Source organism: Acinetobacter cumulans (genome assembly GCF_003024525.3).
In the GTDB taxonomy this organism is placed as follows: domain Bacteria; phylum Pseudomonadota; class Gammaproteobacteria; order Pseudomonadales; family Moraxellaceae; genus Acinetobacter; species Acinetobacter cumulans.
Window position 1 is genome coordinate 975,510 of sequence record NZ_CP035934.2, and the last position, 13,781, is coordinate 989,290.

At 40.7% G+C, this 13,781-nt stretch carries 13 protein-coding genes; 8 read left to right on the forward strand and 5 right to left on the reverse strand.

All coding sequences use genetic code 11. From position 1 onward, the window contains the following. Window positions 1–7 precede the first annotated feature (7 nt). The 4 genes from C9E88_RS04540 to sdsA all read right to left on the reverse strand — a co-directional run bounded on the left by C9E88_RS04540 (window position 8) and on the right by sdsA (window position 5,100). Complete coding sequence (locus tag C9E88_RS04540; RefSeq protein ID WP_106984488.1) at window positions 8–1,255, reverse strand: efflux RND transporter periplasmic adaptor subunit; 1,248 nt, start codon at window positions 1,253–1,255, stop codon at window positions 8–10. 32 nt (window positions 1,256–1,287) lie between these two features. Further along, entirely contained in the window at window positions 1,288–1,893 is a 606-nt protein-coding gene (locus tag C9E88_RS04545) for a phosphatase PAP2 family protein (RefSeq protein WP_106984489.1), read from the reverse strand. 153 nt (window positions 1,894–2,046) lie between these two features. Continuing rightward, window positions 2,047–4,098 carry a site-specific recombinase gene (locus tag C9E88_RS04550; RefSeq protein ID WP_106984490.1) on the reverse strand — a complete coding sequence of 684 codons (2,052 nt, stop codon included), beginning with the start codon at window positions 4,096–4,098 and terminating at the stop codon, window positions 2,047–2,049. A 24-nt stretch (window positions 4,099–4,122) separates the two neighbouring features. After that, a complete protein-coding gene (gene sdsA / locus C9E88_RS04555; protein ID WP_106984491.1) occupies window positions 4,123–5,100 on the reverse strand; it encodes an All-trans-nonaprenyl-diphosphate synthase in 978 nt (325 codons plus the stop codon). A 453-nt stretch (window positions 5,101–5,553) separates the two neighbouring features. Here sdsA and rplU point away from each other — a divergent pair, with 453 nt between their 5' ends. From rplU to C9E88_RS04595, 8 genes are all read left to right on the forward strand, one after another. Beyond that, window positions 5,554–5,865, forward strand: a complete 312-nt coding sequence (gene rplU, locus C9E88_RS04560) for a 50S ribosomal protein L21 (protein ID WP_106984492.1) — start codon at window positions 5,554–5,556, stop codon at window positions 5,863–5,865. 19 nt (window positions 5,866–5,884) lie between these two features. After that, window positions 5,885–6,139, forward strand: a complete 255-nt coding sequence (gene rpmA / locus C9E88_RS04565; RefSeq protein ID WP_106984493.1) for a 50S ribosomal protein L27 — start codon at window positions 5,885–5,887, stop codon at window positions 6,137–6,139. A gap of 209 nt (window positions 6,140–6,348) precedes the next feature. Then, a complete protein-coding gene (lolA, locus tag C9E88_RS04570; protein ID WP_106984494.1) occupies window positions 6,349–7,044 on the forward strand; it encodes an outer membrane lipoprotein periplasmic chaperone LolA in 696 nt (231 codons plus the stop codon). 203 nt (window positions 7,045–7,247) lie between these two features. After that, window positions 7,248–8,036, forward strand: a complete 789-nt coding sequence (locus C9E88_RS04575; protein ID WP_106984495.1) for an RsiV family protein — start codon at window positions 7,248–7,250, stop codon at window positions 8,034–8,036. A 131-nt stretch (window positions 8,037–8,167) separates the two neighbouring features. Then, window positions 8,168–9,439: a serine--tRNA ligase gene (serS, locus tag C9E88_RS04580; protein WP_106984496.1), complete on the forward strand. Its 1,272-nt coding sequence runs from the start codon at window positions 8,168–8,170 to the stop codon at window positions 9,437–9,439. Between the two features lie 77 nt (window positions 9,440–9,516). Next, window positions 9,517–10,893, forward strand: coding sequence for a siroheme synthase CysG (cysG, locus tag C9E88_RS04585; RefSeq protein WP_106984497.1), 1,377 nt, complete (start codon window positions 9,517–9,519; stop codon window positions 10,891–10,893). A gap of 36 nt (window positions 10,894–10,929) precedes the next feature. Then, a complete protein-coding gene (locus C9E88_RS04590) occupies window positions 10,930–11,409 on the forward strand; it encodes a tRNA (cytidine(34)-2'-O)-methyltransferase (RefSeq protein ID WP_106984498.1) in 480 nt (159 codons plus the stop codon). A gap of 163 nt (window positions 11,410–11,572) precedes the next feature. Beyond that, window positions 11,573–12,040: a hypothetical protein gene (locus C9E88_RS04595; protein WP_227865864.1), complete on the forward strand. Its 468-nt coding sequence runs from the start codon at window positions 11,573–11,575 to the stop codon at window positions 12,038–12,040. 173 nt (window positions 12,041–12,213) lie between these two features. Here C9E88_RS04595 and C9E88_RS04600 read toward each other — a convergent pair whose 3' ends face one another. Continuing rightward, a complete protein-coding gene (locus tag C9E88_RS04600) occupies window positions 12,214–13,602 on the reverse strand; it encodes an APC family permease (RefSeq protein WP_106984499.1) in 1,389 nt (462 codons plus the stop codon). Window positions 13,603–13,781 lie beyond the last annotated feature (179 nt).

The following is a 13,781-nucleotide window of genomic DNA, read 5'->3' on the forward strand; positions in this document are numbered from 1 at the left end:
CTACCCCTTATGTATTTGAAGTAGCTTTTTGTTCAGGTTTTGCGGTAGCTTCAGAAGCTGGTTTGGCTTGACCTTGAGCGCCTTGCGGTGCAGCAGCTTGAGGCTGGTAAGGTTTAGCGACCACTTGTTGCTCAGGTTTTACTTTTGCAATACCGTCTACAATCACTTTATCACCTGTGGTTAGACCTTCAGTGATAATCCAATCTTTGCCATGTACACCAGCTGTGGTTACAGGGCGAGACTCTACAGCACCTTTAGCATTCACAATCATGGCAATCGCTTGGCCAGTAGGTGTGCGTGTAATCGCAATTTGTGGTACCAAATATGCATTTGGAATTACGCCTTGAACGATTTTAGCATTGGCAAACATACCAGGAAGCAAGAGGTGATTTGGGTTAGGGAACACCGCGCGCAGTGTTACTGTACCAGTATCAGGATTCACGCTGGCATCAGAGAAAGCTAAACGACCTTCTTGTGAATACTCACTACCATCTTCTAGCGTTAACTTCACTTTAGTGTTGTTACTGCTGTCCAAAGAACCTTTGCTTAATTGCTGGCGTAGGCGAAGCAATTCTGCACTTGATTGGTTAATATCAACATAAATTGGATCTAAACGCTGAATTGTGACCAATGGGCTTTCTTGGTTCATTGTTACCAAAGCACCAGATGTCACTGTAGAGCGGTTAGTTTGACCAGAAATTGGCGCACGAACTGTAGAATAACCTAAATTGATTTCGGCATTTTTCAGTGTTGCACGGCTTGCATTTAATGTAGCTTCAGCAAGTTTAACCTGTGCAACGATATCGTCGTATTCTTGTTTTGAAATCGCATTGCTACCAACTAATTGGCGGTAACGACCTTCTTTAACACGTAATACGCCTAAATTCGCTTCTGCACTTGCAATCGAGGCACGTGCATTGTCTACATTAGCGCGATTGGTACTTGAGTCGATTTCATATAATGCTTGACCTTCGCGTACATAACTTCCTTCAGCAAAAAGACGTTTCAGAACGACACCGCTGGTTTGCGGACGCACTTCAGAAATTTCAAATGCTGTCGTACGGCCTGAAAGTTCAACAGACTGTTCAACGCTTTGCGGTTGCGCAACGATAATTCCAACTTCAGTTGGTGGCATTTGCTGAGCAGCGCCTGCTTGCTGTGCCTCCTTTGGATCTTTACTGCAACCAACAAGTGCAATACTTGTTGCTAATGCGCAAGCGGTTAGGGCAGGGGCCCAAAGCTTTGCAGACATCATTCTTCCACCTCAATTAGATTTATATCTAAAGTTTATTTTTTATTTGCGCTTTGGTATTTGCTTATCGCGAGATATAAAAGCGTGATCCAAATAAAACTTATGCTCCAGCCAGAAAGAACATCGGAAGGATAATGCGCACCTGCGTACACTCTGGATATACCCATAACAATCATCCATAAACTCATCGCTAAACAAATGAGTTTATGGTGTGTATGCTGCAGATATACGTACATTGCAAGACACCCCAGCGTTGCCGCATAGAGGCTATGTCCACTTGGAAATGAATCTCCATAGGTTTGCACTAAGAAATACATTTCAGGTGGACGTGGTCGAGAAATGAAGTATTTGAGTGCCCAAGTGAGAACAATACTTCCAATAATTCCTATACTGATAAAAACAATATTTATATATTTTTTATACCATGCCAAAGTTAAACACCATAGCGTGGTCATAAATAATACAAATGGCATGCCACCAATAATTGATAATCCAATAGCGATGCTGTTGAGACTGTGGCTACGATGAGCAAACATCCATTGCACTGCACCTAAATCAGAAGCTTTAAATGCAGGAATTTTCAGTAAAATTATACTGATTAACAACAACAAACCGCCGAGGAACAGCAATTGCTTTGGCATGCATGTATCCTTGTCATGTTAACCGAGTGAAACTGGGTTAAATAATGGGTTAAAGTGTACTCATCAGTACACTTTATTTCAAGTGTGTGTAAATTATGCTAATTTCTTTTTCGTACTTTTTTAACACTGTGTAAAATAAAATAACAAATCCTTTTAGTGGGAATTCTTTTGAGGGGCGTTATTTTCACGAATTTCTAAAGCTTGCTTAGGTGGCCAGAAAAAATCACTTGGACGTGTGAGGAAATGTGTTAGCACTAGTTTTGCGAGCGGTTTCCATTGTTCAAATCGTACACGACGTGCACGAAGTGCCACAATAATGGTTAAAGTAAAACTCACAAATAAGTTGGTTAAACCAATCATGAGTACGCCCATAAAGGACACAATAATGAGTCCGATATCTGGGCTACCATTAATTTGCATTAAGCCTTGAATAAAATTGGCAGACGCAAAAGCAATGTGTCGAATATCTAAAGGTAGACCTAAAATATAGCCAATAGTGCCCATACTGCCGAGCATAATCCCGAATAAGAAGTTACCTGCTAAAGCACCTAAATTCCGTTCAATATAGGCTGCAAAGGCGTTTAAGCGCTCTTGGCTCATTATTTTTTTCAGCTTAGGATGAGCTTTAATTCGAGGCCCAACCTTACGATAAATGGCCATATTGTCAAAATACCCTGCCAACAGGCCTGACAAAAACAAGCAAATACCCGCAATGGCTGCATGGGGAACGGCCAAAGAGGTAAAGGGGTTGAGGTCATGCAAAGTTTTGGTTGCTTTGGCATGTGTCATGAGGTGTTCATGTAACACCACATCCCAAAACATCACAATGAGCGCGGCCACGGGAATCGCAATTGAAATATTACCTAGAATTGCAATAAATTGAGTGCGGATAATATTAATAATCAGGGCGGCCAATTCTGCAATTTGCGTGGTCTTTGAGCCTTTACGATGTTGTACTGTGGCTGCAAGTGCTGCCGCTGTCATAGCTGGCTGTTTGGTAGCTACGGTAAAGTGCATCACATGTATGAGCATAAAGCCTAAAGAATAATTCATGCTATAGCTAAAGGCCTGCATTAACGGGGCCATCGATACGCGTGCCATCAGGGTTTTAAGTGTTGCCATAATGGCAATAATCACACCGGCACCTGCTGCCGATTTGTACATCGAAAAAAAGCCTTTTTTGTCTGTACTTACATAATGTTCACCAGTTTTACTGGCATTTTCTGTGACCTGTAAGGCCATCAATTCACTGTTGGTTGCCAGTAAAGAGCGTACGCTTTGCTCACTGTAGATTGCATCAGTGATATCTGCAAGGAGTGTGCCTAAGGCAAAGTAACGCTCGTTGTCTTCTTCAACAATGAGTTTTAAGAGAAGTTCTACGCGGTCGAGGCACTGTTCTAATAAAGACAACAAATAGGTGAGGCTGACGCTCACGCCAATTCGTTTAGTGGCACGGCGAATTTTAAGGACGACTTCACGACATTGATCCAACATGACGAGCGCTTGTGATGCGTCGGGTGGCACAACTGCATGCATGAGTTCTGTCGATTGGTGAAGTTGTTTATATTGATGAATAAATTCGTTTATTTCTCGGTTTTGAACCAAAAAAGGCGATTCGTATTCGGTTAAATCTGGCTGTGCATTAATAAACTCGGGGTATAAACCAATTCCACTCACACGATAGGACAGTACCGTTATAGCTTTAATTAATTCACGGCGAATTTGTTTTTTTTCGTCTTGGTTACTGTGGCCTTGATTGAGAAGCTTAAACAGCTTTTGCCATTCATGCGCATCAATTTGATCAAGCCAATATTTATCACTACGTTCGTGAAATACACGGCGGACTAGGTCTTGTAACTGGCTTTGATCATTAATCAGCGGTAAAAAATGTGCACCTAGACGTTGTGAGAGCTGATTCCAAAAGCCATCGAGCGATAAAATACCTGTATCAGCATACAGTCCTGTTTGCTTATATTGGCTAATGAGCTTTAAAACAAAGCTTTGCAGTGTAGATGCTGCATCTGGTGTTAGTAGGAGTGCTTGTAAAAAAGCATTAAACTTCGTATGTATTTCTTCGTTATTTTTACTGTTTTCTGGACGGATACGATCAACGAGATCAATCAGTAATTGGTCATCTAACACAGCCCGAGGTTGCTCGAGCTGATGTTGCATAGATAAAAATAAATCGTTGAAATTTATATGCATAGGCAAAGTAAAAATGATAAAAGATTACTGAATTCGATGAAGTGCCAACTGTGCCAAATTCATCAGCGCTTGGCGGTAAATTGTATCGGGTAGAGCTTGCAGTGCATTTAATGCTGCTTGTGTTTCTTCCTCAGCACGTTTGCTGCAGTAATCGAGTGCGCCTGAGCTTTGTACGATAGCAATCACGCGCTCTAAATCTGCTGTTCCACCAGTGGCAATACTACGACGAATAATGTCGTGTTCTTCACCTTGTGTATTTTTCAATGCTGAGATTAAAGGTAAAGTTGGTTTACCTTCCATTAAATCATCACCAATATTTTTACCTAATGTTTCAGCATCTGAGGTGTAATCTAAAATATCATCAATAATTTGGAAGGCATTACCAAAGTGACCCGCAAATTTGCGTAGCGGTTCACGGTAGTCCTGTGTGCCTGTCAAAATAGCAGCACCTTCAGTTGCTAATTCAAACAAACGTGAAGTTTTGCCGTGAATAATATCTAAATAGGTCTGTTCATTTGTATCTGGTTGATGCTGTGCTTGTAATTGTAGGACTTCGCCTTCAGCAATTTCGCAAGTTCCAGTCGAAAAGTCTTTGAGCAAGACCATATTGTCTAAATCAACCAATAAGTCAAAAGCACGAGAAATAAGAAAATCGCCCACTAATACCGCAGTTTGATTGTTCCATGTTGCATTTGCTGTCGGACGACCACGTCTTAAACCAGATTCATCAACCACGTCATCATGAACAAGCGTTGCTGTGTGCAACATTTCAATAATTGCGGCTAATTTACGGTGTTTTTCTAAATCTTCTGCACCACACGCTTTGGCTGCCAGTAAACACATAATTGGACGCATGCGTTTACCGCCTGCTTCTACAACATGCTTACTTACGGCCATGACTAAAGCCACTTTTGAGGTAATTCCTTCATTAATAAATGTGTCCATCGCGGCAAAATCAGTTGCAACAGGAGCGAGAATATCTTGCTTAAAGTCGATGGTCATGTGAAGAAAAACCTCATTTGGTTTGAAATTACTCTAAATTTTAAAAGAGCAATTGTGGTGGTATTTACAGATAGAAGCGACCAGTTTTGTCGCAAGCATAAGGCTTTCATGCGACAAATATCATCCTTCTAATCTCCCTATGCGAATGCACATGGCTGATTTCTGGCAATAATAGCGCATGTGCTTATGTTTATAAGGACTATAGTAACGAATAGTTTTTAAAAATCTATGTCATTTTTCAAAGAAGTATAAGCCTTAAGCAATATTTAATCATGTTCTAAGATATTGTTTATTAAATAATCGTTAATTCTAGATAATTTTTTGTGCAAATGACTTGTTGTTTGTTCTATTATCACTTAAAATCCTTGCCCTTGTATAACCCCAGTGGCGATCGTATTAAGATCGGTATATTCCTTTATCGGCACGACGACACGGGCATGTTTGGAGTACGTTATGTACGCAGTTATCCAAAGCGGTGGTAAACAACACCGTGTAGTTGAGGGTGAAACCCTTAAAGTAGAATTATTGAAAGCTGAAACTGGCTCAACAATTACGTTTGATGACGTATTGATGCTTGTAAACGGCGACAGCATTCAAATCGGTGCTCCAGTTGTTGCTGGCGCTACTGTTACTGCTGAAGTAGTAAGCCATGGTCGCCACGACAAAATCCGCATCATCAAAATGCGTCGTCGTAAACACTATCGTAAACAACAAGGTCACCGTCAATGGTTCACTGAGTTGAAAATTACAGCTATTTCAGGCTAATTACGAGGAGTAAAGAGACATGGCATCTAAAAAAGCCGGTGGTTCGACTAAAAACGGTCGTGACTCGAACCCAAAAATGTTGGGTGTTAAAATCTACGGTGGTCAATCTGTGACTGCTGGTAACATCATCGTTCGTCAACGTGGTACTGAATTCCACGCTGGTCAAAACGTAGGTATGGGTCGTGACCATACACTTTTTGCTACTGCTGATGGCGTAGTAAAATTTGAAGTGAAAGGTCAGTTTGGCCGTCGCTACGTATCTGTTGACGCTTAATCGCTGATATAGAAAAAAGCCCACTGTAAAGTGGGTTTTTTTATGCTTAAAATTTGACAAACGTCTTCATCATGATGAATAAAACTATGCATTTTGCATTAATAACAATACAAAACTTCTTATTTTCTCTCATTTTAGTGATTCAAATTGGTTTAAGATGTGTGCATAGATTGAAATTGCGATCACGCAAATATTAGAAAAGGTGAATTATGAAAATGCTTCGTAAAACCGTATGTGCAATGACATTGGGTGTAGTAATGTTAGCACCAGCCATGAGTACGACTGTGTTTGCTGCTACAGCAGCGTCGGAGCAGCAAGCGACAGCAAGCTTAGTTAAGCAGTTAAATGGCATTCGTAGTCTAAGTGCAACATTTGAGCAAACTTCTAAAGCAACTGCAGGTGCAAAGCCTGTGCAGAAAAAAGGTTTATCTGCACAGCACATGAATCAAACTTTTAAAGGGGTGATGAAGGTTGAACGCCCAGGTAAATTTTACTGGGAAACCACCAGCCCATCTAAGCAGACTATTGTGACTTCGGGTAAGACGGTATGGATTTATGATCCAGACTTACAGCAAGCAGTAAGACAAGGTTTGGATGATCAAGTTGCAAATACACCTGCATTGTTACTTTCGGGTAATACCAATCAAATTATGCAGTCATATCGTGTAACACAGCCAAACAAAGCTAAAACTTACTACACGCTATATCCAAAACAAAAAGATGGTGTTTTTCAAAGTTTAACCATCAGCTTTGGTGTCAATAAAGCACCAAACTTAATGATTTTAGCGGATTCTTTAGGTCAAACCACTTATGTGCGCTTTAATAATGTAAAAGTGAATGCGTCTATTCCAGCATCGACCTTTAATTTTACCCCGCCAAAAGGCACAGATATTATTGATCAGTAAGATGATGATCTTGAATAAATCTGAGATACAAAAAGCAAGCTGAGGCTTGCTTTTTTTATGTCTATGCTGAGTGAGTTAAGTATATAACGCTGATGCATCAATGAATTATTTTTAGGAGCTTTGGTGTTTTGGCTATACTTTTGACTTTGAATAATGTGAAAATTCAACTTTACTTCGGCTAGAAATAACCATAGGGATTTCGGATGAACTCAGTACAACTTAAACCAGTGTTGTTAATGACCTTGCTGGCGACAATGTTTGTAGGTTGTCAGCGCCATGACTTACCTAAAAAAGATCAAGAGGCTGCAGCATCTGCGCCTGTGGTCGCTGAGACACCATCTGTTCCGTTGTTACAAGTTAAAGCGGTGAATGTAGCGAATTACCAGAAGAATGTTTGTGAAAAAGAAGGTTGTACTCAGTTTGTGTTGCAAACCGTTGAGTCGGGTGTGCCTTGGATCGATGATTATTTTAATGATCGTATTCGTAAGGCTGAACCGATTGCATTTGCAGAACATGCGCCACAAAAGGTGGATGTTTCTGAAGGGAGTCAAGCGGGTTTAAATCAGCAAAATATGTCTGTTCGTTATATTGGTCAGCAGTATAATCTTGCGACGTTTGCAATTTATAGCTATAGCTACAGTGCAGGGGCTGCACATGGTATGTATCATATTGAATATGTAAATTTTGATTTAAAAACGCATAAACGATTGTCTTTACAAGATATATTGAAAAAAGGTGCGGAGCAAAAAGTACTAGATTCACTCTATGATGCCAATATCAACTGGTTATATAACCATAAAATTGAAAAGGCGCAGTTAAAACTCAGCGATAATTTTTATTATGGCCCGAATGGTCTGATGTTTGTTTATCCATTGTATGAATTGGCCAGCTATGCTGAGGGAATGTCTGAGCTTAAATTGCCCTATGAATCTGCGGGTGAAGTGATTCAGGCGCAATATTTGCCAAGTTTGCCAAAATATAACAATCAATAATCGCGATGAGGATTTGTACAAAATCTTCGCAATATTGTTCTAATAAGGCACAGCTGTATGCCCAGTCACTGTATTTTTTAGCATGAAGAGCTTACACTATAGCCAGTTTTTTTCTTATTCCAAGACTGGCTATGATCGACCCGAAATTACTCAGAAATAATATTGAGGCTGTAAATTTAGCCTTAGCTAAACGTGGTGTGCAATTAAATGTAGAAGAGTGGGCATCACTTGAAGCACGTCGTAAAGAAATTCAATCAAAAACTGAATCTTTGCAAGCAGAGCGTAATGCGGGTGCGAAGCAAGTGGGTCAGCTTAAAAAAGCAGGCGAAGATGCTTCTGAAATTATGGCGCGTATGTCAGCTATTGGTGATGAAATTAAAGCCGCTGAAGTTGCTTTAGCAGAATTACAAGCAGAGTTAGAAGAAAAATCATTATCGATTCCAAACTTGCCAGATGAGTCTGTACCAGAAGGTAAAGACGAAGCGGATAACGTTGAGATTCTAAAGTGGGGTACACCACGTACATTTGATTTTGAAATCAAAGACCATACTGACCTTGGCGAAATGATGGGCGGTTTGGAATTTGAAACTGCAACAAAATTAACAGGTTCGCGTTTTAGTGTATTAAAAGGGCCTTTAGCGCGTTTACAACGTGCGATTACTCAGTTCATGTTAAATACGCATACTGAGCAAAATGGCTATACAGAGGCGTACGTACCTTATCTTGTTAATGCGGATTCTTTACGTGGTACAGGCCAGTTGCCTAAATTTGAAGAAGATTTATTCAAGCTTCAAGGCGAAAAAGAATTTTATTTAATTCCTACAGCTGAAGTGCCAGTAACGAACTTTGTCCGTGATGAAATCATTGATGCAGATCGTTTACCACTTCGCTATGCGGCGCATACACCGTGTTTCCGCAGTGAAGCAGGCTCATACGGTCGTGATACACGTGGTCTGATCCGTCAGCACCAATTTGACAAAGTAGAAATGGTTCAGATTGTAAAACCTGAAACTTCTATGCAAGCGCTAGAAGACCTTACAGGCCATGCAGAAGGTATTTTGCAAGCTTTAGGTTTGCCATACCGTAAAATTATTCTTTGTGGTGGTGATATGGGCTTTGGTGCAACCAAGACTTACGATTTAGAAGTTTGGGTGCCGAGCCAAAATACTTATCGTGAAATTTCTTCATGTTCAAACATGGGTGATTTCCAAGCACGTCGTATGAAAGCGCGTTACCGTGCAGACCAAAAGAAAACTGAATTTGTGCATACACTTAATGGTTCAGGTTTGGCTGTCGGTCGTACTTTGCTTGCAGTGATGGAAAACTACCAACGTGCAGACGGTTCGATTGAAATTCCAGAAGTATTACGTCCATACATGGGTGGTAAAACTTACATCGACTAAGTTCGAGTTGAATCAAGTGCACACAAAAGTGTGCACTTTTTTTTAAGCAGTCAGATATAGTTTTTTTGAGGTCTCTTGTGGATATTTTTCCAATCTCGTTAAAGTTGCAACAGCAACCTTGTCTGATTGTTGGCGGTGGTCATATTGCCTATCGTAAAGCAGTCTTATTGGCCAAAGCAGGCGCGGTAGTCAATGTTGTTGCACCAGCAATTGAAGCTAACTTATTAGAGATCGTTGAGCAATCGCAGGGGCAATATGTACAAGCACCATTCAGTGCTGACATACGACTGCGTCAATATCGCTTGGTGATTGCGGCTACAGATCATGCTGAAGTCAATCGTCATGTATTTGAAGCCTGTGAAGCTGAGAATGTGTTGGTAAATAGTGTTGATGATCCGCCATATTGTCGTTTTATGGTCCCAGCCATTATAGATCGTTCACCGTTGGTTGTGTCTATTGCCAGTAATGGCACATCACCTGTGTTATCTCGTCAAATTCGTACCCAGCTTGAAGCCAGTATTCCGCATGGAATGGGAGCTTTGGCCGAGTTTTCAGGTAAATGGCGCAGTGTCGTAAAAGCCAAAATTATCAATCCAGATGAACGCCGTATTTTTTGGGAGGACTTATACGCCAGTCCACTCAAAGAGCAGGTGTTTAATGGCAATCTTGCTGAGGCAGATCGTTTAATTGAACAAGCTTTAATTGAATGGACCAAGCCGAAAGGTGAGGTGTATTTGGTTGGTGCAGGGCCGGGCGATCCAGAGCTTTTGACGTTGAAAGCCTTACGTCTGATGCAACAAGCTGATGTGGTGATTTACGACCGTTTGGTCTCTGCCCCAATCATGGATTTGTGTCGTCGTGATGCAGAAAAAATCTATGTGGGTAAGGCGCGTTCAAACCATGCTGTACCCCAAGAAGGTATTAATGCCTTATTGGTTCAATATGCACAGCAAGGTAAGCGTGTTTGTCGCCTAAAAGGTGGCGATCCGTTTATATTTGGACGTGGCGGTGAAGAAATTGAAGAGCTGTTTGCAGCAGGTATTGCTTTCCAAGTTGTACCAGGAATTACCGCAGCCTCTGGCTGTTCTGCTTATGCGGGTATTCCTTTAACGCACCGTGATTATGCGCAAAGTGTACGTTTCTTAACGGGCCATTTAAAGGAAGGTTCACCTGAACTCCCTTGGCAAGAATTGGTTTATGAAAACCAAACACTTGTGCTGTATATGGGCTTGGTTGGATTGGAAAAAATCTGCCAACGCTTGATTGAACATGGTCAACGTGCAGATATGCCAGTGGCTTTGGTGTCTAAAGGCACTACACCTGATCAAAAAGTGGTGGTGGGAACGCTGGCAGATATTGCCTCCAAAGTGAGTGATCATCAAATACAAGCGCCAACGCTAACCATTATTGGTGAAGTAGTACGCTTGCGTGAACAATTACAGTGGCAAGGCTAAGCGCCTTGCGACATTGAAAAGAGTAGAGTAAATCCTGTGATTCATGTTGTTTTATACGAGCCAGAAATTCCAGCAAATACAGGGAATATCATTCGTTTATGTGCCAATACAGGAGCGCAATTACATCTGGTCAAGCCATTAGGTTTTGAGTTAGATGATAAAAAATTGCGTCGTGCTGGATTGGATTATCATGAATGGGCACACATGAAAGTATGGGAAAATTTTGCTGAGTGTCTAGCACATTTAGATAGCGTAGGCATTGCAGCAGATGCGATTTATCCTTTGACGACCAAAGGGACAGAAACGCCACATACTTCTAATTTAAACCGTCCTGTTGCCTTGCTGATGGGGCCAGAAACACGTGGTTTACCTGAAGATGTACGTTTAATGTTCCCACAGTCTCATTGGATTCGCTTACCAATGGCTGCGAATTCGCGCAGTCTAAATTTATCTAATGCGACGGCTGTGATTTTATACGAAGCATGGCGTCAGCAAGATTTTAAAGAACTGGTTTAAAACTCCATAAAAAAACCACTCGAAAGAGTGGTTTTTTTATGCCATTTCATAAGCAAAAGGCGGGACTAAAGTTTGTGTTTTATGTAAGTAAAATGTGTTGAATATTTTGCTTGATGTTGAAACTGTGTATAACTAAAAACAATAAAAACTGAGCTGATGAGGGATGATTTTGAAATATCGCCAATGGATCAATGTAAGTAGTATGTTGTTCGTTAGTTTTTTGTTCTCTCAGTATGCATCTAGTGCTACAGATAGCGAGCCGAGTGCGAGTGCTACACAAGCAACAACAACTGTCTCTCCAATCACTTCTGCCGAAATGGAGCAAGGTTTAGCACAAATGATGCAACGTCAGAACCAGCGTATTGAAGATTGGGGGAAGACTTTGACAGATAAGGACTTTGAACGTAGCTTTTTGTTGGGGCGTCAATTGAATAAAACCAAGCGACAAGAAGTCTGCGGTATTTTTCAACGTACAGTCGATGAAATGTTTAATAGTGCTGTTACTAATCGTGAACGTTTGAGTGAGCAAGATCAGAAGCTTTTGACCGATCGAAATTTATTTATTCAAAGCTTGGGCTATAAAGATAATATTGTGGATACGCGCATGGGCTTTAATTGCCGCTTACGTTAAGAAAATATATTACGTAAAGGTTTGAGTGGATATTTTAAAGCAATATTTTTAGAGAATAGGCACGGAAGAGTCTTTAGATTATTGAGAAGTTAGTTATTTTGAAGTGTTCTTTTTCCGTCCCGTTGGACGGAAAAAGAATTTATTTGATTAATTAAGCATGAATTATCTTAAAATTATTCAAATTCATTATGCTGTGGTGCAGGGTGTTTAAAGCCCTTAGTTTTGTAGCCTAAGTACAAGATACCAAACATCGCCCACCATAAACCATATTTCAATGCTGTTTCTTCAATCTCTAACCACATGGCAAAGATACTGAGGAAACCACACATTGGGATGACGACAAAACTGAAGATATCCTTGAAGTTTTTAGTACGACCATCACGTAGTGCATAGCGTGAAATGACAGAAAGGTTCACAAACGTAAAGGCAGTTAAGGCACCGAAGCTGATCATAGAAATCACAATATCAAGATCCATGAAACCAGCAGTTAAAGCAACAACGCCTACAATGATAATGTTATAAGACGGTGTGAAGCTTTTTGGACTGATATGACCAAAGATCTTCTTGTTAATTACGCCATCACGACCCATAACATACATTAAACGTGATACACCTGCATGCGCAGAGATCCCTGATGCCATAACGGTAACGATTGCAAATGCAAGTACATACGATTGGAATAATGAACCACCAACAAGCAGTAAAATTTCTGGTTGTGTTTCGGCAATATTCTTAAAGTACGTTCCTGGTGCAGAAGGGAAGTACAATTGCATGAAATAAGTACTGATAATGAAAATTACACCTGCAATCAGCGCTGTTAAGAAAATCGCTTTAGGTAGGGTTTTTTCAGTATCTTTGGTTTCTTCAGCCAGTGAACTTAATGAGTCAAAACCGGTAAATGAGAAACACAGTAAAGTTGCACCAGTAATGAGGGCACCAACGCTAGTGAGTTCATTCCAAAATGGTTCGAGACTCCACAATTGCGCACGTGTTTCTGCTGTAATTGGGCCATCTGCATTGAATCCAGCTTGAAGCTTGCTGTATACCAACCACGTAAATGCGCCAATCACGATCAGCTGAATCAATACAATTAAGCTGTTAAAGTTGGCAACAAAGCGTGCACCACGAAGGTTAACACCCGTCATAAATGCTGTAAGCACAATGACCCAAACCCAATGATTTACAGACGGGAATAATGCTTCAAGATAAATAACGGCCAAAATAATGTTGACCATTGGCGACAATAAATAGTCAAGCCAAGACGACCAACCCACCATAAAACCGACGTTTGGGTGAATTGACTTTTGTGCGTAGGTATATGCCGAACCCGAAGAAGGGTAGCGACGGATCATATGACCATAGCTAATAGACGTAAATAAAATTGCAATTAAAGCAATAATATAAGAGGTAGGCACATGAAAATGACTTTCTTCAGATACTAATCCGAACGTGTCAAATAAGGTCATCGGTTGGATATAGGCCAAACCAATGATAATGATGTGCCAAAGCCCGAGTGTTTTTTGCAGTTTAGCTGCCGATTGAGTCCCAGATAAATTTGTCAACGGCGTTATCCTCTTAATCGTTGATCAAGGATCAGTCTTATTGTGTCAGGATCGTTTGAGACGAACGATCCCCCCTACATTTTGAAACAAAAGCGCGCCAATTTACTCCAAGATGTAAATTTTTGCCAGTGATTTTATTTCTTTTCTGAGCAGAAAACATGCCAACTTACATGAAGATA